This is a genomic window from Micromonospora sp. A200, from assembly GCF_029893845.1.
Lineage (GTDB): Bacteria > Actinomycetota > Actinomycetes > Mycobacteriales > Micromonosporaceae > Micromonospora > Micromonospora purpureochromogenes.
Genome location: NZ_JARXXY010000004.1, coordinates 64,618 through 82,688, shown reverse-complemented (window position 1 = coordinate 82,688; position 18,071 = coordinate 64,618). Strand labels below are relative to the sequence as shown.

Annotated in this window: 13 protein-coding genes; 9 read left to right on the top strand and 4 right to left on the bottom strand. The window is 71.6% G+C overall.

Features of this window, described 5'->3' with window-relative positions:
* Positions 1-218: 218 nt before the first annotated feature.
* Positions 219-1,025, bottom strand: a complete 807-nt coding sequence (locus M2302_RS05525; protein WP_280837055.1) for a hypothetical protein — start codon at positions 1,023-1,025, stop codon at positions 219-221.
* Positions 1,022-2,620 carry a PspC domain-containing protein gene (locus M2302_RS05520; RefSeq protein WP_280836892.1) on the bottom strand — a complete coding sequence of 533 codons (1,599 nt, stop codon included), beginning with the start codon at positions 2,618-2,620 and terminating at the stop codon, positions 1,022-1,024. The genes M2302_RS05525 and M2302_RS05520 overlap by 4 nt, the downstream gene beginning before the upstream one ends.
* Positions 2,621-2,818: 198 nt before the next feature.
* On the opposite strand from M2302_RS05520, the gene M2302_RS05515 reads away from it, so the two are divergent.
* The 8 genes from M2302_RS05515 (at position 2,819) to M2302_RS05480 (ending at position 12,648) form a co-directional block, all read left to right on the top strand.
* Complete coding sequence (locus M2302_RS05515; RefSeq protein ID WP_280836890.1) at positions 2,819-4,057, top strand: ATP-binding protein; 1,239 nt, start codon at positions 2,819-2,821, stop codon at positions 4,055-4,057.
* 2 nt (positions 4,058-4,059) lie between these two features.
* Positions 4,060-4,746, top strand: coding sequence for a response regulator transcription factor (locus M2302_RS05510; protein ID WP_210778416.1), 687 nt, complete (start codon positions 4,060-4,062; stop codon positions 4,744-4,746).
* A 184-nt stretch (positions 4,747-4,930) separates the two neighbouring features.
* On the top strand, positions 4,931-6,103 hold the full coding sequence (locus M2302_RS05505; RefSeq protein WP_280836889.1) for a thioester domain-containing protein: 1,173 nt from the start codon (positions 4,931-4,933) through the stop codon (positions 6,101-6,103).
* A gap of 723 nt (positions 6,104-6,826) precedes the next feature.
* Positions 6,827-8,467, top strand: coding sequence for an ABC transporter substrate-binding protein (locus tag M2302_RS05500; RefSeq protein WP_210778419.1), 1,641 nt, complete (start codon positions 6,827-6,829; stop codon positions 8,465-8,467).
* A gap of 143 nt (positions 8,468-8,610) precedes the next feature.
* Positions 8,611-9,537, top strand: coding sequence for an ABC transporter permease (locus M2302_RS05495; RefSeq protein WP_210778420.1), 927 nt, complete (start codon positions 8,611-8,613; stop codon positions 9,535-9,537).
* 72 nt (positions 9,538-9,609) lie between these two features.
* Positions 9,610-10,587 (top strand): ABC transporter permease, encoded by a 978-nt coding sequence (locus M2302_RS05490; protein WP_210778421.1) that lies wholly within the window; start codon positions 9,610-9,612, stop codon positions 10,585-10,587.
* A gap of 26 nt (positions 10,588-10,613) precedes the next feature.
* Positions 10,614-11,642 (top strand): ABC transporter ATP-binding protein, encoded by a 1,029-nt coding sequence (locus M2302_RS05485; RefSeq protein WP_280837041.1) that lies wholly within the window; start codon positions 10,614-10,616, stop codon positions 11,640-11,642.
* Positions 11,635-12,648 carry a dipeptide ABC transporter ATP-binding protein gene (locus M2302_RS05480; RefSeq protein ID WP_280836888.1) on the top strand — a complete coding sequence of 338 codons (1,014 nt, stop codon included), beginning with the start codon at positions 11,635-11,637 and terminating at the stop codon, positions 12,646-12,648. Before M2302_RS05485 ends, M2302_RS05480 begins: the two co-directional genes overlap by 8 nt.
* A gap of 188 nt (positions 12,649-12,836) precedes the next feature.
* On the opposite strand, the gene M2302_RS05475 is transcribed toward M2302_RS05480, so the two are convergent.
* Both M2302_RS05475 and M2302_RS05470 read right to left on the bottom strand, forming a co-directional pair.
* The gene (locus tag M2302_RS05475) at positions 12,837-13,178 is read right to left on the bottom strand and encodes a chorismate mutase (RefSeq protein ID WP_280836887.1); all 342 of its coding nucleotides are present in this window, start codon (positions 13,176-13,178) and stop codon (positions 12,837-12,839) included.
* Between the two features lie 261 nt (positions 13,179-13,439).
* Positions 13,440-15,293 carry a bifunctional metallophosphatase/5'-nucleotidase gene (locus M2302_RS05470; protein WP_280836886.1) on the bottom strand — a complete coding sequence of 618 codons (1,854 nt, stop codon included), beginning with the start codon at positions 15,291-15,293 and terminating at the stop codon, positions 13,440-13,442.
* 201 nt (positions 15,294-15,494) lie between these two features.
* Here M2302_RS05470 and pcrA point away from each other — a divergent pair, with 201 nt between their 5' ends.
* Positions 15,495-17,900: a DNA helicase PcrA gene (gene pcrA, locus M2302_RS05465; protein WP_280836885.1), complete on the top strand. Its 2,406-nt coding sequence runs from the start codon at positions 15,495-15,497 to the stop codon at positions 17,898-17,900.
* Positions 17,901-18,071 lie beyond the last annotated feature (171 nt).

The following is an 18,071-nucleotide window of genomic DNA, read 5'->3' as shown; positions in this document are numbered from 1 at the left end:
GGCGACCTGGTCCGCTCGGCCCCGGACGGGACCGCTGACCGGACCGCTCGGCCGCGGACGAGGCCCGCCGGCGCGGCCGGCCGGCGGAGGCGGGATCTCCACCGGCCAGCATACGAGTCCGTCGACGGCGATCGCAGCGCCGCGGTTGGGGCTGTGTCAAAGTCCTCCGTCGTCGTCTGGGCCCGCCGCAGGCCGGCGAAGCGGCTTTGACACCAGCCCTAGTCCGGCGCGCGGCGTTCCCCGGCCGGCGGGCCGCTGACCGGCGCGGCGGGCGACCAGCGGGGCCGGTCGTCCGGCGCGTCGGCCGCCCGGTCCTCGACCGCCTCGGCGGGCCGGTCGCTGATCGCCGCCGTGGGCCACTCGTCCGCCTCGCCGGCCGACCCGATCGCCCGGGTCCGCGGCTCGGTGAAGCGGTCACCGGTCCCGTCCGGTCCCCACACCGGGGCGGTGGCGTCGTCCGGACCGGCGAACAGGACCTCGGCGGTCTGCTCTCCGGCCGTTTCGAGCGCCGCCGTCTCCTGCCCTGTCACCTGCGGGCGGGTGGGCGCGTCCTCGTCCGTTCCCGCGTCGGTGAAGTGGATCTCGGCCGTCTCCCGCTCGGCGCCCGGGGTCTCGGTGGTCTCCCAGCGGGTGGGGGCCGCCTCGTCGTCCCGCGGGTACCGGAGGTCGGCCGGCTCGAAGGGGACCGGCGCCGGCTCCCGGTCCGCGATCGCGGTGTCGGCCGGCCCGGGGAACCCGTCGGCGGCGTCCCGCGGCCCGGCGGGCGGCGCCGGCCAGCCGGCGGCGGACGGGTCGGGCTCGGTCGGCTCCGGCCCGGCCGCCGGCGGGGCCTCCCGGTCGTGCCGGCCCGACCGCAGCGCGCCGACCAGGCCGAGCAGCCCGATCACCACCAGCGCGCCGGCCAGGAACCAACCCACCGGGGGCAGGGCGAGGCCGAGGATCTGGGCGAGCAGCCACCAGACGGAGAGCCCGAGGAAGAGCAGCCCGAAGGCGAGCGAGACGAGGTCCGTGCGGTGCACCCTCACCGGGTCACCTCCAGGTTGCCGGCGTTGACGTGGACGTTGAGGCGCAGCGTGCCGCCGCCGGCCCCGTCCGGGCCGAGGTCGGTGCTCTCCCGCGAACGGCCGTCCAGCCCGCCCGAGCGCCGGCCGAAGACCGTGGCGTCCCCGGCGTTGACGTCGGTCACGGTGGTGACGTCGACGTTCGGCGGCACCACGATCGTCGCCTCACCGAAGTTGACCACGACGGTGACCTCGGTGGTCCGCTTGTCGAAGTTGATCCCCCGCAGGTCCAGCGTGGTGTCGCCGAAGCTGTTCTCGTAGCGGGTGGCCAGGTCGCGGACGTCCGTGGGGGCCCAGGTGACGTTGCCGTCCACGCCGCGGATCCGGTCGTAGGACTCGGCCACCGTGGCCACCCCCAGCGCCGCCGCGGTCACCAGCCCCAGCGCGATCAGCCAGCGGGCCCGACCGAACCAGGTGCCCACCAGCAGCCCGAGGCCCATGGTGGCCAGCGCCGCCGCGAAGTAGGCCGCGGCGCCGACCGGGAAGACGCCCAGCAGGTCCAGGATGGCCACCACGCCCAGGGCGAGGAAGATCAGCGAGAAGGTCACCGCGCCGAGCGCCGACCGCTCGCGCGGCCGCTTCGGCGGCTTCACCCGGGGCGGCGGGGGCGGGGGCGGCGAAAGCTGCCCGGCGTACGGCCCGCGCGGCGCGAACGGCGGGCGGTAGCCACCGGCGGGCACCGCTGCGCCCACCGGTGCCGCCGGGACGGTCGGCTCGGCGACCGGCGGCCAGGTGGCCGGCGGGGGCTCGGCCGTTCCCGGCACGGCCGGCCAGGCGGCGGTGCGGGCGTCCGGCCGGGCACCGGGCGGTGCGGGCGGCGGCGCGGGTGACCAGGCGGCCTGCTCGGCGGTGCGCTCCGCCGGCACGGTGACCGGTAGCGGTGCGGTCGAGGCGAGCGGACCGGTCGGGGCCGGCGGCGCCGGGGTGAAGAGGCCGGGCGCGGGGTAGCTGACCGGTGGCACCGGGCCGGGTGGGGCGCTGGCCGGGGCCGGTGGCTCGGTGGGGACGGCGGCGGGCGGGGTGCGGCCGTCCCGGTTGAGCAGCAGCGCGCCGCCGATGAGGATCGCCGCGCCGAGCAGGACGGCCCGGAACGCGTCCGTGACGATGAAGCCGAAGCTCACCGCGACCAGGATGCTCAGCACGATGACGGTGACCGGCGACATGCTGGACCGGCCCCGGCCGAGCATCGACTCCACCGGGGAGGCGCTGTCGCCCTCGCCGGGGATGACCAGCAGGGCCGCGACGTAGAGCAGGATGCCGACGCCGCCGAAGAAGCCGAGCACGGCGAGGATCACCCGCCAGAGCACCGGGTCGGTGTTGGTGGCCCGGCCGATCGCCGCGCAGACCCCGGCCAGGTAGCGGCCCTCCCGTGGCCGGACCAGCCCGTACCGAGAGGTGAAGCCGGCGCCGCCGAACGGCGGCGGAGTGTACCCCCCGGGGGGTGGCGTCTGGCCGCCGTGGGCGGACGCCCACGGGCCCGGCGCGCCGGTGGTGGTGGGCGGCGGACTCTCCGGCTCGGTCGCCCACGGGCGGGGCGGCGGGGCAGCTTCCTCGGTCATGCTCCGATCCTGCTGCGCCGGACGCCCGAGCGTCCTCCGGACCCGACCCTGACCCCACCCTGAGATCCCGGGGGCGGGAATGTCCGGGGCGTCCCCGTGGTCGCCGGGCGTCGCCCCGTGTGACGATCGGACCGGAGCCGGACGACCCCGGCACCTGCGCCGCACCGGGCCTGAACAGGGGAGCCTCCGATCAGCACCGTGACGACCCCACCGCCCCGCCTCTACCGGGCACCCGAGCACCGGATGGCCGCCGGCGTGGCCGCCGGCATCGCCGACCACCTCGGCATCCCGGTGCTGCGGGTACGGGTCGCCTTCATGGTCCTGCTCGGCCTCAGCGGCCTGGGGCTGCTGCTCTACGCCGCCTTCTGGGCGGTGGTCCCGCTGCGTCCCGGCGACACCGCCGCCCCGCCCCGCCGGGACCTGTCGCAGCTGCTGCCGTTCGTGCTGATCGGGCTGGGCGTGCTGCTGATGCAGGTGCTGGTCTTCGACTCGGTGGGCGCGACCGGCACCGCCGGTTGGCTGGTTGCGATCATCGCGGTGGGCGCCGGCGTGATCTGGCACCAGTCCGCGCCGGAGCGCCGCCGGCAGTGGGGCGACTCCCCGGTGCCCTGGCTCGGCGCGGTGGTCGAGGAGAGCGACCGGCGGGCGTTCGTGCTCCGCTTCGTCGGCGGCGGGGTGCTGGTCGCGGTCGGCATCATCGGCGTGGCGGCGGTCTACTCCCCGGTGCAGAACTTCGACGCGGTGGTCAACGGCGTGATCTTCGCGCTGGTCGGGCTGGCCGGCGTCGGTGTGGTCGCGGCGCCGGTGCTGTGGCGGACGTACAACCAGCTCCGCTCGGAGCGGGAGGGGCGCATCCGCGAGCAGGAACGCGCCGAGCTGGCCGCCATGGTCCACGACCAGGTGCTGCACACCCTGGCCCTGATCCAGCGCAACGCCACCGACGTCAAGACGGTGCAGCGGCTGGCGCGGGGCCAGGAGCGCTCGCTGCGCAACTGGCTCTACAAGCCCACCGGCTCGCCCACCGAACGCTTCGCCGCCGCGCTGGAGCAGGCCGCCGCCGAGGTGGAGGACACCTTCGCGATCACCGTCGAGGCGGTGGTGGTGGGCGACCGGGAGACCGACGAGCGGGTCGGCGCGCTGGTGGCGGCGGCCCGGGAGGCGCTGGTCAACGCGGCCCGGCACGCCGGGGTGCAGACCGTGTCGCTCTACGCCGAGGTCGAGCCGGAGCAGGTGAGCGTCTTCGTGCGGGACCGGGGCAAGGGCTTCGACCCGGATACGGTGGAGGATCACCGGCACGGCGTACGAGGATCGATCGTCGGGCGGATGAAGCGGCACGGCGGCCGGGCGGAGATCCGGTCCGGGCCGGGAGAGGGAACCGAGGTCCGGTTGATCCTGCCGATCACCGGCAACGGCTCCACGGCGGAGAGGGACAAATGATCATGGCGGAGCAGTCGATGGAACCGGTCGAGGGCGCGGACGCCCGGGTGGAGCGGCTGCGGGTCTTCCTCGTCGACGACCACGCCATGTTCCGGGCGGGCGTACGGGCCGAGCTGGGCGCGCACGTCGAGGTGGTCGGGGAGGCGAGCACGGTGGCCGAGGCGCTCACCCGGATCGCCGCGACCCAGCCCGACGTGGTGCTGCTGGACGTGCACATGCCCGACGGCGGCGGCCGGGCGGTGCTGGACGCGATGCGGCGTACCCATCCGCAGGTCAAGTTCCTGGCGCTGAGCGTGTCGGACGCGGCCGAGGACGTGATCGGGTTGATCCGGGCGGGTGCCCGGGGCTACGTCACCAAGACCATCTCGCCGGACGAGCTGACCGCCGCGATCCGTCGGGTGGCCGACGGCGACGCCGTGTTCAGCCCTCGGCTGGCCGGGTTCGTGCTGGACGCCTTCGCGGCCCGCCCGGACGCGCCGGTCGCCGACCCGGAGCTGGACCAGCTCACCAACCGGGAGCGGGAGGTGCTGCGCCTGCTGGCCCGGGGGTACGCGTACAAGGAGATCGCCAAGGAGCTGTTCATCTCGATCAAGACGGTCGAGACGCACGTGTCCAACGTGCTGCGCAAGCTCCAGATGTCCAACCGGTACGAGCTGTCCCGCTGGGCGGCGGACCGCCGGCTGGTGTGACGGCAGGGCCGATTAGGAACAATCGGACCGAACGACCCCAGGGGCTGACAAGAGATCCACTCATGTCGCATAATTCCCCGTCGCGTTCTTCTCGCGTGCGGGTGGTGCGAAACCCCGCGAGAACGGCGACCTGTGCAGGCCCGCCGGATGCGGGCCCACCCCTGGGGAGAGGTGTACGACTTTGATGTTCGGACAACTGGGACGACGCTGGGCCGGAATCGCCACGGCGCTCGTCGCCGGCAGCGCGATGGTGCTCGGCTCGGCCGCTCCGGCCGCCGCCGAGGCGCCGGCGACCGGCGTGGCGCGCGCGGTGAAGGACACCGGCGTCGTGCTGAAGCTCGACAAGCGGAAGCTGTCGACCTCGGCGCTCGCGCTGGAGCTCAAGGACGGCACGGTGCCGGTCTTCTGCATCGACTTCCACACGCCGGTGGCCCGCGACGGTGAGTACACCGAGGGCACCTGGGGCCAGTCGGAGGTCGAGAACCTCGGCAAGGTGCAGTGGGTGCTCACCCACGGCTACCCGAACGCCGAGGTGCCGGCGCTGCTCAAGGCGGCCGGCGCGGAACTGCCGGCCGGGCTGGGCGACAAGCGGCGGGACACCCTGCTCTACTTCGGCACCCAGACCGCCGTCTGGCACTTCAGTGACGGCGTCAAGCTGGGTGACTGGGAGCGGGGCCTGACCGACGCCGCCGAGTACGGCGTGATCAAGAAGATCTACGACTACCTGGTGGCGAACGCGACCGACCAGCCGGAGCCGAAGGCCGAGCTGACCATCGACCCGGCGAAGGCCACCGCCACCGTCGGCGGCAAGGCCGGCCCGTTCACCGTCAAGGGCCCGGCCGGCGAGATCGCGCTGAAGGTCTCCGGCGGCACCGCCGTCGACGCCGAGGGCAAGCCGGTCACCACGACCACCAACGGCGGGGCCTTCTGGCTGACCGCGACCGATCCCGGTTCGGTCACCGTGACCGTTTCCGCCCAGGACTCGGTCTCCTTCGGCCGGGTCTTCCTCTTCTCCGGCGGCAAGGACGAGAAGCAGAAGCTGATCCTCGGCGGCAGCGCCGGCGCCACCGTGACCGCCGACGCCGCGGCGAGCTTCGCCGCCGCCCCCGCCAGCCCGTCGGCGTCCCCGACCACCCCGTCGGCGTCGCCCTCGCCGTCGACCCCGGTCGAGTCGCCCTCGCCGTCGACCCCGGGGGAGAGCCCGGCGCCCTCCACCTCGCCGGCCGGCAACGGCGGCGACCTGCCGCTGACCGGTTCGCCGATCGCGGCCGCGGCCGCCGCCGGCGTGCTGCTGCTGGCCGTCGGTGCGGTCGCCCTGCTGGTGGTCCGCCGCCGCAGGGTGCGCTTCACCGCCTGACTAACCACCCCCTCCGGCCCCGGCACCCTGTGGTGCCGGGGCCGGAGTCCGTTCCGGTCGGCCGGGGCGCGCGGCTCGGCCTCGCGCCACCGGGGCATCCGCTCGCGGGCGGTGGCGTCGAAGCCGCCGGCATCGCCGCGGGTGACGAAACAGGTACGGCACCGCTACGCCGTCCTCCACCCAGCCCTGCTATGGTGCCCGCACAGCCGAAGTCGACATCATCCGGATGGGCAAAAACGGCCAGCGCTCGGTGGACGTCGGAGAGCGCCGGAGCGGAGGCGGGGAAGCTCACAAGCCTCGAGCCCACGGGTGGTGCGGAGATGCGGTGCCTTGCTGTCTTACCTGCTCAGAGCGGTACGACCAGGGCACTTCATGATCTTTTCTCAAGTATCGGCAACGTGGCGGGCAACTAACGGCTTGATAACGGCACCTTCACGTAATGGGCCGGTGAGTGTCACAGTGGCAGCACCTCACCCCTGGCGTGAGGCACCCCGTACGCCCCGTCGACCACGGCACCGCCCACCAGTGCGGTTCGTGGCCGTCGAGCCTGCGCGGTGTCGAGCTCCAGTGGTGCGGTGGCCCGGCGGATCGGTCCCCCTGGGGTGTCCCGATTTCTCTGCGGTAGTACCGGTGACCTGCGACACGGGGTCACCGGCGGCGTCACCCCCATGCGTGCGTGAAACCCACGACGGAACCAGGTTACGAAAGAGGAGGCCCCTCGGAATGAGAGTCTCGAAGCGGGCGAGCGGCGCCATCGCCGTGGGCGCGGCATTCGCGCTCATCGCGTCCGGCTGCTCCACCAACGACGACGACGGCGGCAGCGCCGCCAAGAGCTCTGACGGCAGCATCGTCGTCGACGGCACGGAGCCGGAGAACCCCCTGGTTCCGTCCAACACCACCGAGACCGGTGGCGGCAAGATCATCGACTGGCTGTTCACCGGCCTGGTCGAGTACCCGAACAACGGTGGCGCGCCGCAGAACGCGCTGGCCGAGTCGATCGAGACGACCGACTCCAAGGTCTACAAGATCAAGATCAAGCAGAACACGAAGTTCCACGACGGCACCGTCGTCAAGGCCAAGAACTTCGTGGACGCCTGGAACTGGGGCGCCTACTCGCCGAACGGCGCGCAGAACTCCAGCTTCTTCGCCGACATCGCGGGCTTCGCGGACGTCAACACCACCGACCCGGACGAGGACGGCCCGAAGAAGGCCCCCGAGCCCAAGTCGAAGACCATGTCCGGCCTGAAGGTCGTCGACGACTGGAACTTCGAGGTCACGCTCGCCGCGCCGACCGCCGTGTTCCCGACCAAGCTCGGCTACAGCACCTTCATGCCGCTGCCGGACGCCTTCTTCGCCGGCAAGGCGGAGGACTTCGGCAAGAAGCCGATCGGTAACGGCCCGGTCAGCTTCGTCTCGTGGGAGAACAACGTCGCGATCAAGCTGACGCGGTTCGACGACTACTCCCTGCGCGACAAGATGAAGATCAAGGACGTCACCGTCAAGATCTACCAGGACGACACGGCGGCCTACAACGACCTGGTCTCCGGCAACCTGGACTTCCAGCAGCAGGTTCCGGTCTCCTCCCTCGCGGGTGACAACTGGAAGAACGACCTGGGCGACCGGGCCATCTCTTCCACCACCCCGGTGACCGGCATCATCGCCTTCCCGATCTACGACGCCCGCTTCAAGAACGCGGACCTGCGTAAGGCGATCTCGCTGTCGATCAACCGCCAGGAGATCAGCGACAAGATCTTCTTCGGTAACCGCAAGCCGGCCGACAGCTGGGCCAACCCGCTGACCCCGGGCGCCAAGCCGGGCAACTGCACCGCCTGCAAGTTCGACCCGGAGCAGGCCAACCAGCTGCTCGCCAAGGCTGGCGGCTTCAAGGGCCAGCTGAAGCTCTACTACAACGCGGACGCCAGCCACAAGGAGTGGATGGAGGCCGTCGCGCAGCAGATCAAGACCACCCTGAAGATCGACGCCGTCGCCGTCGGCGTGCCGACCTTCGCGGTGTTCCGCCAGAACATCAACGCCCACAAGATGGACGGCATGTACCGCGCCGGCTGGCAGCAGGACTACCCGGACGTCGAGAACTGGGTCAACCCGCTCTACGTGACCGGTGGTTCCTCGAACGACGGTCTGTACAGCAACCCCGAGGTCGACGCCCTGGCCAAGCAGGCCAGCGGTGCCCCGAGCCTCGAGGCCTCGCACGGGCTGTTCGAGCAGGCCGTGGCGAAGATCGACGCCGACGTCCCGACTGTTCCGGTCTACTTCGGTGGCCAGCAGTCCGGTCACTCGGAGAAGATCAAGAAGATGGAGCTGACCAACGTCGGCGAGCTTGACATCACCTCGGTCGAGCTCTGATCCGAACGGTCTGACCCCGGGTCGGGCTCGCCTACCGGTGAGCCCGACCCGGGGCCGTTCCGCGAGGGGGTGTACAACATTCCCTCGCCACGTTGTCACTCGTGTCGGCCGTCCGACGCGCCCCCTGTCTGGAGGACCACCCCATGGGCCGTTATCTGTTGAGACGGCTGCTCCAACTCGTCCCCGTCTTCATCGGGACGACGTTAATGATCTACGCGCTCGTCTGGGCGGTTCCCGGTGATCCGTTCGCCGGCAAGTGCGGTGATCGGGGCTGCCCGGAGAACTACATCGCCATGATGACCGAGAAGTATCACCTCGACGAGCCGTTTTTCGTGCAGTACGCCGTCTACATGAAGAACCTCTTCCAGGGGGACTTCGGCTCGACCTGGTCCGGGCGCTCGGTCAACGACATCATCGCGACGTCGTACCCCAACACCCTGAAGCTGGCTGCGGTCGCCCTGCTCATCGAGGCGCTCATCGGTCTCAGCGCCGGTGTGCTCACCGGTCTGCGGCGCAACGGCTTCCTGGACAACCTGGTCCTGATCTCCACGCTCTTCCTGATCGCGCTGCCGGTCTTCGTCGTCGGCTTCGTGCTCCAGTGGCTCTTCGGCGTCAAGTGGGGCATCGTCACGCCGACGGTGTCGAACGAGATGCGGATCTCCGAACTGATCCTCCCAGGCTTCGTGCTGGGTAGCGCATCGATGGCGTACATCGCCCGGGTGGCGCGCACCAGCATCGCGGAGAACCGCCGGGCCGACTACGTGCGGACCGCCATCGCCAAGGGTCTGCCCATGCGCCGGGTGGTCGGCATCCACCTGCTGCGCAACTCCCTGATCCCGGTGGTGACGCTGCTCGGCACCGACCTCGGCGCCCTGATGGGTGGCGCGATCATCACCGAGGGCATCTTCGGCATCAACGGCATCGGCCGCCAGGTTCTCCGGGCGATCGTCACCAAGGAAAGCGCTACGGTTGTCTCCATCGTGGTCGTCCTGGTGCTCGTCTATCTCCTGATGAACCTCCTGGTGGACCTGCTCTACGCCGCCCTGGACCCGAGGATCCGCTATGAGTGAGCGCCGCGAACGAATCATCACCGCCACGCGCGTGGGCAACCAGGCCCGCGCCGAGCAGAGGGAGGTGCGGGCATGAGTGACCCGAGTACCGCATCCATCGTCAGCACCCCCCGACCGGAGCAGCCGGCCGAGGTGGGTGCGCCGATCAGCGCCGGTCAGCCGGAGGGCGCCCGCAAGGAGAAGCCCCGCGGCCTGCTCGGTGACGCCTGGCGCGACCTGCGGCGCAAGCCGCTGTTCTGGATCGCCGGCTCGTTCATTCTGCTCTTCGTGGTGATGTCGATCTTCCCGTCGCTGTTCACCTCGGCCGACCCGACGGACGGCGCGCTGTCCCGCAGCCGGGTGGAGCCCTCGGGCGACGCCTGGTTCGGCTACGACGTGCAGGGCCGCGACGTCTACGCCCGCGTCATCTACGGCGCCAACGCTTCGATCGTGGTCTCGCTGCTGTCGGTGATGGGCACCATGCTGATCGGCGGGACGATGGGCATCATCGCCGGTTACAAGGGCGGCTGGATCGACGCGCTGCTCTCCCGGATCGCCGACATCTTCTTCGGCCTGCCGTTCGTGCTCGGCGCCATCGTCATCCTGACCACCTTCAACGGTGCGGGCAGCGACAACAGCGAGTGGCAGATCAAGGGCCTGGTCATCGCGTCCCTGGTCCTGCTGGGCTGGCCGGTGGTCATGCGGCTGATGCGCTCCTCGGTGCTGGCCACCAAGGAGGCCGACTACATCGTCGCGGCCCGCGCCATGGGCGCCGGCAGCGGCCGGATCATCCTCAAGCACCTGCTGCCGAACTGCCTGGCGCCGCTGCTGGTGTACGGGACGATCATGATCGGTTCGTTCATCGGCGCCGAGGCCACGCTCTCCTTCCTGGGCATCGGCCTGAAGAGCCCGGTGGTCTCCTGGGGAATCATGATCAACGAAGCGCAGAACTACCTGCGGCCTTCGCCGTTCCTGCTCTTCTTCCCCTCCGCGTTCCTCGTGACCGCCGTGCTGAGCTTCGTCATGCTCGGTGAGGCCGTCCGCGAGGCCCTCGATCCGAAACTCCGCTAGGGGAGACTGAGTTGTCCGACATTCTCGTGTCCGAGCAGACCGCGCCGGGCGCCGACGGATCCGGCCGCCCCTCGGGCCGGCTGCTCGAGGTCGACGACCTGCGGGTGGAGTTCCGCACCCGGGACGGCGTCGCCAAGGTCATCAACGGGGTCACCTACCACGTCGACGCGGGGGAGACCCTCGCCGTGCTCGGCGAGTCCGGCTCCGGTAAGAGCGTCACCGCGCAGACCATCATGGGCATCCTGGACATGCCGCCGGGGTACGTGACCGGTGGTCAGGTCCGCTTCCACGGCAAGGACATGCTCCGGATGTCCGCCGAGGAGCGTCGCCGCATCCGCGGCGAGGGCATCGCGATGATCTTCCAGGACTCGCTCTCCGCGCTGAACCCCGTCTTCACCGTCGGGTTCCAGATCGCCGAGCAGTTCCGCATCCGTCGCGGCATGAGCCGCTCGGACGCCAAGAAGCGCGCGATCGAGATGCTCGACCAGGTCAAGATCCCGAACGCCAAGGGCCGGTTCAGCAACTACCCGCACCAGTTCTCCGGCGGTATGCGGCAGCGCGCGATGATCGCGATGTCGCTGGCGCTCGACCCGGAGGTGCTGATCGCCGACGAGCCGACCACCGCGCTGGACGTGACCGTGCAGGCCCAGATCATGGACCTGCTCGGCGAGCTCCAGCGGGAGCGGCGGATGGGCATGATCCTGATCACCCACGACCTCGGCGTGGTCGCCGACGTCGCGGACCGGATCGCGGTCATGTACGCCGGTCGGATCGTCGAGGAAGCCGACGTGTACGACCTGTACGCCAAGCCGGCGCACCCGTACACCCTCGGGCTGCTCGACTCGATCCCCCGCCTGGACGAGAAGGGCCAGCAGCTCCGCACGATCAAGGGCCTCCCGCCGAACCTGATGAACATCCCGCCGGGCTGCCCGTTCAACCCGCGCTGCCCGATGGCGCAGCCGGTGTGCCGCGAGAAGCTCCCCCCGTTGCTGCAGATCGGCGCCGGTCGGGCCAGCGCCTGCCACTTCGCCGAGGAGCTGGTGAACCGTGTCTGAGAACATCCTCGAGGTACGCGACCTGGTCAAGCACTACCCCGTCACCCGCGGTGTGGTGTTCAAGAAGACCATCGGTCACGTCAAGGCCGTCGACGGCGTCTCCTTCGACCTGCGGGCCGGTGAGACCCTGGGCGTGGTCGGCGAGTCCGGCTGCGGCAAGTCGACGCTCAGCCGGGTGCTGATGAACCTGGAGAAGCCGACCGCCGGCCACGTGCTCTACAAGGGCCAGGACATCTCCAAGCTGTCCGGCGGCGCGCTGCGTCGGCTGCGCCGGCAGATCCAGCTGGTGATGCAGGACCCGTACACCTCGCTGAACCCGCGGATGACGGTCGGTGACCTGATCGGCGAGCCGTTCGAGATCCACCCGGAGGTGGCGCCGAAGGGCAGCCGTCGGGACAAGGTCAAGGAACTGCTCGACCTGGTCGGCCTCAACCCGGAGCACATCAACCGGTACCCGCACCAGTTCTCCGGCGGTCAGCGTCAGCGCATCGGCATCGCCCGGGCGCTCGCCCTGCGGCCCGAGATCATCATCTGTGACGAGCCCGTCTCGGCCCTGGACGTCTCGATTCAGGCGCAGGTGATGAACCTGCTGGAGAAGCTCCAGAACGAGCTCGGCCTGTCCTACGTGTTCATCGCCCACGACCTGTCGGTCGTGCGTCACCTCTCCGACCGGGTCGCGGTGATGTACCTCGGCAAGATCGTCGAGATCGGCACCGAGGACGAGATCTACGAGGGGCCGACCCACCCGTACACCCAGGCGCTGCTGTCGGCGGTGCCGGTGCCGGATCCGACGCTGCGGGACAACAAGGCGATCATCCGGCTCACCGGTGACGTCCCCTCGCCGATCAGCCCGCCCTCGGGCTGCCGGTTCCGCACCCGGTGCTGGAAGGCGCAGGACATCTGCGCCGAGCAGCCGCCGCTGCTGCAGATCCGGCAGGGCTCGGACCACCCGAGCGCCTGCCACTTCGCCGAGAAGCGGGAGATCGTCGCCACCCACGAGGTGTGAGACTGCTCCGAACCGCCTGCCGGCGTCCGCGTGACGCCGGCAGGCGGTTCGTCGTATCCGGGCCCGACCGCCGCCGGGCCGGGCGCCCGCGAACCGCCCGGGCCGTGCTGTCGGTCAGGGCCGCCAGCGGGTACGCCGCAGGACGGCGGTCCGGGCGTCCCGCCCGGCTCCCGGACCGGCGGCACCCGTCACAGCGGTCCGCGGCCGGCGCGCAGCAGCAGCAGGGCCAACTGGGTGCCGTCGGCGCCGAGCGCCTGCCGGAACCGTTCCAGGATCTCCCGCTCCCGGGACAGCACCAGTCGGGTGCCGCCGGAGGCCATCCGGGTGGCGCCGACCTGCTGGGAGAGCTCGGCCCGCTCCTGCCAGAGCCCGATCAGCGTCCGGTCGATCTCGTCGATGCGCTCCCGGATGCTCGCGATCCGGGCCGCCGCCGCGGGCTCGTCGGTGCCGAACCCGGGGGTTGCGTTCCGGCCGTCGCCCGCCCGGGAGCGTGCCGTGTTGCCGCTCTGTTCCGCCACGTCTGTCATCATCGGTCGTACCTCTCTGACGTCGTGCCCGGTGTCGGGAACCCGGAACGCGAAAAGCCCCGGACTCCAGGAGCCCGGGGCTTTTCGTAGGTCTGGTTGATCAGGCGCGACCCACGGCTGCCGGACTCCCGGTGCCGTAGTAAAAGTAGAAGCGCTGACCGAACACGGAATCGAGTATGCCGACCGCGGGTACGGCCGCGCAAGGATTCCGCCAACAGTTGGGAAGGTCGCCCGGCCCCGACGCCGGGGCCGGGCGACGACCGCTCAGCCCAGCCGGGTGATCCGGTCGGCCGGGCCCGGGCCCACCGGCGCGCCCGCGCCCAGGTAGGCCACCAGCGCGTCCACGTCGAAGCCGGGGGCGGTGGTGCGGCCGGTGCCCGCCGTCAGCGCGGTGAACCCGTCCCCGCCGTTGGCGAGGAAGTCGTTGGTGGTGACCCGGTAGCTGGCCGCCGGATCGACCGGGACGCCGTTCAGCGCCAGCGCGCTGACCCGCGAGCCGGCCGGGGCGGTGCTGTCGTAGGCGTAGGTCAGCCCGGCGGAGACCTGGAAGATCCGCTGGGTGGTCTGCCCCTGGTAGCCGACGAACTGCTGCTCCAGCACGCCCTTGAGCTGCGCGCCGGTCAGCGTCTGGGTGACCACCAGGTTGTTGAACGGCTGGACGGTGAACGCCTCGCCGTAGGTCACCTCGCCCGGTGCCTCGCCCCCGGCGGAGGCCGCGTACGACAGGGAGGCCCGGACGCCGCCGGGGTTCATCAGCGCCAGTTGCGCCCCGTCGCCCTTGGTGTACGCGAGCTGCCCGTCGGCGATCACGTCACCGAGCGGGCTCTCGCCGTTGGGCCTGGCGTCCCGGACGATGTCCGCGCTGATCCTGCCCACCACCCGGTTGGCGATCGGGGCGACCGCGGACCGGTACTTGTCGGCCAGCGCCTTGGCACCCGCGTCGACCAGCTCCGGGTTGCGGACGTAGACGCCGGGGGCGCTCTGCTGCCAGCTGCCGTCCGGGTTGCGGACGCCGTTCTCCACCACCACGTTGCGGGCGGAGATGCCGGTGAACCGGCCGGTGCGCCGGTCCAGCGAGTAGTCGATGTCGGTGATCAGCTGCCCGTTGCTGCCGGCGCTGGTGACCACGCTCTGCGCGCCCGAGGAGTTCGGCAGCGAGCAGGAGTAGAAGCGGTGGGTGTGCCCGGAGACCACCAGGCCGAACTCCGGCCGCAGGCCGCGGACGATGTCGACGATCGGGCCGGAGAAGTTGGCGCAGTCCGAGACGCCCGGGGTGGCCGGCGGCGGGGACTGGGCGCCGCCCTCGTGCACCAGCAGCACCATCGCCCGGATGCCGAAGAGCTTGAGCAGCCCGCCCCACTTGTTGGCGGTCCGGACCTCGTCGGCGAACCGCACCGAGGCGATGCCGGCCGGGTTCACGATGCCCGGAGTGCCCTCCAGGGTCACGCCGACGAAGCCGACCGGCACGCCGTCGACGAACTTCACGTCCACCGGGGGCAGGATCGGCAGGCCGGTCTTCCGGTCGAGCGTGTTGGCGGCGAGGTAGGTGAACTTCGCGCCGGCGAAGCCGTCCGAGTCCTGGCAGCCGTCGACCGGGTGGCAACCGCCCTTGTTGATCCGGATCAGCTCGGCGACGCCCTCGTCGAACTCGTGGTTGCCGACCGAGCTGATCTCCAGCCCGACCTCGTCCATCAGCTCGATGGTCGGCTCGTCGTGGAAGGCCGCGCTGACCAGCGGCGTGGCGCCGATCAGGTCGCCCGCGCCGACGGTGGTGGTGCGGCGGCCCTCGGCCGCGGCGTCGGCGCGCAGCTTCTTCAGCCAGGTCGCCAGGTATTCCACGCCGCCGGCTGGAGTGCCGTTGACCGCGGCCCCGCTGCCGACGGGCGGGTCGATGGCGCCGTGGAAGTCGTTGTAGCTCAGGAAGTTGCCCTTGACCTCGCCGCCGGTGGGCGTGGCGTAGGAGACGGCGACCGGGGCCAGCCCGGCCGTCGGGTCGGTGGCGGCCGGTTGCGGTCCGGGCCGTCCGGTGGCGGGCAGGCTGGCCACGACGGCCAGCGCGAGGGCCGGTGCGGCGAGGTGACGCAGCAGGGCCCGACCGCGCGAGCGCGGTGGAGTCATGGTTGTTCTCCCAAGTCGGGTACGGGGGAGTAGTCGGGGTTTTCACGGTCATCGTTGCGCTTCGGGGACGAAGGCGCCAGGGGTGACGCCGCGGCAGGTTCGTCTCACCGCGCAGACCGGCCGGGCCCCGGTGGCCACCCCGTGACGCCGGGGCGTGCGCGGGCGGGAAGTGTCCGGCGGGCGGCATAGACTCGCCCTGCGATGCATCCTCTCTTCGACATCCCCGCGTCCCCGCCCGCGCCCGAGCCGGCCCGCCCGCCGGCGCGCCGGCCCGGGTCCTCCGCCGCGCACCTCGATCCGCAGGCCCTGGTCGAGGGGCTCAACGGCCCCCAGCGGGACGCGGTGACCCACGCCGGCTCCCCGCTGCTGATCGTGGCCGGCGCCGGCTCCGGCAAGACCCGGGTGCTCACCCACCGGATCGCGTACCTGCTCGCCGCGCGGGACGTGCACCCCGGCGAGATCATCGCGATCACGTTCACCAACAAGGCCGCCGGCGAGATGAAGGAGCGGGTCTCCCATCTGGTCGGCCCGCGGGCCCGGCTGATGTGGGTGTCGACGTTCCACTCCGCCTGCGTGCGGATCCTGCGCGCCGAGCACGAGCACGCCGGGCTCAAGTCCACCTTCTCGATCTACGACGCCGACGACTCGCGCCGACTGATGCAGCTGGTCACCCGGGAGCTGGACCTCGACCCCAAGCGTTACCCGGCGCGTGGGCTGGCCGCCCAGGTGTCCAACCTGAAGAACGAGCTGGTCGATCCGGAGGCGTTCGCGGCCCGGGCCAAGGGCCCCAACGAGCGGGCGCTGGCCGAGGCGTACACGCTCTACCAGCGCCGGCTGCGCGAGGCCCACGCACTGGACTTCGACGACCTGATCATGACGACGGTGCACCTGCTCCAGTCGCACCCGCACGTCGCCGAGAGCTACCGCCGCCGGTTCCGGCACGTCCTGGTCGACGAGTACCAGGACACCAACCACGCGCAGTACACGCTGATCAAGGAGCTGGTCTCCGGCACCGAGGGGATCGAGCCGGCCGAGCTCTGCGTGGTGGGCGACGCCGACCAGTCGATCTACGCGTTCCGGGGCGCGACCATCCGCAACATCCTGGAGTTCGAGCGGGACTTCACCGACGCCCGGACGATCCTGCTGGAGCAGAACTACCGCTCCACCCAGACCATCCTCAACGCCGCCAACGCGGTCATCGACCGGAACACCTCCCGCAAGCCCAAGCGGCTGTGGAGCGACGCCGGGGCCGGCGAGCAGATCGTCGGCTACGTCGCCGACACCGAGCACGCCGAGGCGGACTGGGTGGGCCGGGAGGTCGACCGGCTGGTCGACGCCGGCGACACCCGCCCCGGCGACGTCGCCGTCTTCTACCGCACCAACGCCCAGTCCCGGGTCTTCGAAGAGGTGTTCATCCGGGCCGGCCTGCCCTACAAGGTGGTCGGCGGGGTGCGCTTCTACGAGCGCAAGGAGGTCCGCGACGCGCTGGCCTACCTGCGCGCGGTGGTCAACGACGACGACACGGTCAGCCTGCGCCGGGTGCTCAACACCCCGCGCCGGGGCATCGGCGACCGCGCCGAGGCGTGCGTGGAGGCGCTCTCCAGCCGCGACCGGATCTCCTTCGGCGCCGCGCTGCGCCGGGCCCGGGAGGCACCGGGCATCTCCACCCGCGCGGCCAACGGCATCGCCGACTTCGTCGCGCTGCTCGACGGCGCGCGGGAGCTGGCCGAGACCGGCACCCCGGAGGAGGTGCTGGAGGCGCTGCTGACCCGCTCGGGCTACCTCACCGAGCTGGAGGAGAGCCTCGACCCGCAGGACGCCGGCCGGGTGGACAACCTCCAGGAACTGGTCAGCGTCGCCCGGGAGTACACCGAGCGGATCGAGGCGCTGGGCGCCGAGGGCGAGCGGGCCACGGTGGCCGGGTTCCTGGAGCAGGTGGCGCTGGTCGCCGACGCCGACCAGATCCCCTCCGACGACCCGGACCACCAGGGCGTGGTCACCCTGATGACGCTGCACACGGCCAAGGGTCTGGAGTTCCCGGTGGTCTTCCTGACCGGCCTGGAGGACGGCGTCTTCCCGCACCTGCGCTCGCTGGGCGACAGCCGGGAGCTGGAGGAGGAGCGCCGGCTGGCGTACGTGGGCATCACCCGGGCCCGGCAGCGGCTCTACCTCTCCCGGGCGGTCACCCGCTCGGCCTGGGGGCAGCCGGCCTACAACCCGCCGTCGCGGTTCCTGGAGGAGCTGCCGCCGGAGCTGGTCCGCTGGGAGCGCACCGAGGGGTCGTACACCTCGTGGGCCGGCGGGGGCGGCGGCGTCGGTGGCCGCGCGGACCGCGCGCCCGGCGCGCGCGGCGGCTTCGCCGGGGGTACGCCGAAGGCGGCGGAGCTGGCGAAGCGGCTCGGGGTGGACGGCAGTCGGCTGGCCACCGCCAGCGAGTTGCCGCAGGGGCCCAAGGTGGCGGCGGGGGACCGGGTCAACCACCAGCGCTACGGCCTCGGTCGGGTGCTCGCCGTGGAGGGGCACGGGCCGGGCGCCCGGGCGCAGATCGACTTCGGTGACCAGACGATGTGGCTGGTGCTGCGGCACGCCCCGATCGACAAGCTCTGACGACGAAGGGGCCCGACCCGGCGCACCGCCCGGGTCCGGCCCCTGCTCGCGTCGTCCGCGGCTGTGGGTCTTCGGCGAGATGTCGGCGGTCCGGGCGCTGACCAGGAACTCGCCCGGCCATTCTCGTCGGCGGGTCGCCCGACTTCTCTCACGGGCCGCGCAGCGATCCTG

Excerpts from the sequence above, each read along its gene's own strand:
- M2302_RS05510 (WP_210778416.1), top strand. The coding sequence starts at position 4,060 with ATGGCGGAGCAGTCGATGGAACCGGTCGAGGGCGCGGACGCCCGGGTG.
- M2302_RS05505 (WP_280836889.1), top strand. The coding sequence starts at position 4,931 with ATGTTCGGACAACTGGGACGACGCTGGGCCGGAATCGCCACGGCGCTC.
- M2302_RS05500 (WP_210778419.1), top strand. The coding sequence starts at position 6,827 with ATGAGAGTCTCGAAGCGGGCGAGCGGCGCCATCGCCGTGGGCGCGGCA.
- M2302_RS05475 (WP_280836887.1), bottom strand. The coding sequence starts at position 13,178 with ATGATGACAGACGTGGCGGAACAGAGCGGCAACACGGCACGCTCCCGG.
- M2302_RS05490 (WP_210778421.1), top strand. The coding sequence starts at position 9,610 with ATGAGTGACCCGAGTACCGCATCCATCGTCAGCACCCCCCGACCGGAG.
- M2302_RS05520 (WP_280836892.1), bottom strand. The coding sequence starts at position 2,620 with ATGACCGAGGAAGCTGCCCCGCCGCCCCGCCCGTGGGCGACCGAGCCG.
- M2302_RS05495 (WP_210778420.1), top strand. The coding sequence starts at position 8,611 with ATGGGCCGTTATCTGTTGAGACGGCTGCTCCAACTCGTCCCCGTCTTC.
- pcrA (WP_280836885.1), top strand. The coding sequence starts at position 15,495 with ATGCATCCTCTCTTCGACATCCCCGCGTCCCCGCCCGCGCCCGAGCCG.
- M2302_RS05470 (WP_280836886.1), bottom strand. The coding sequence starts at position 15,293 with ATGACTCCACCGCGCTCGCGCGGTCGGGCCCTGCTGCGTCACCTCGCC.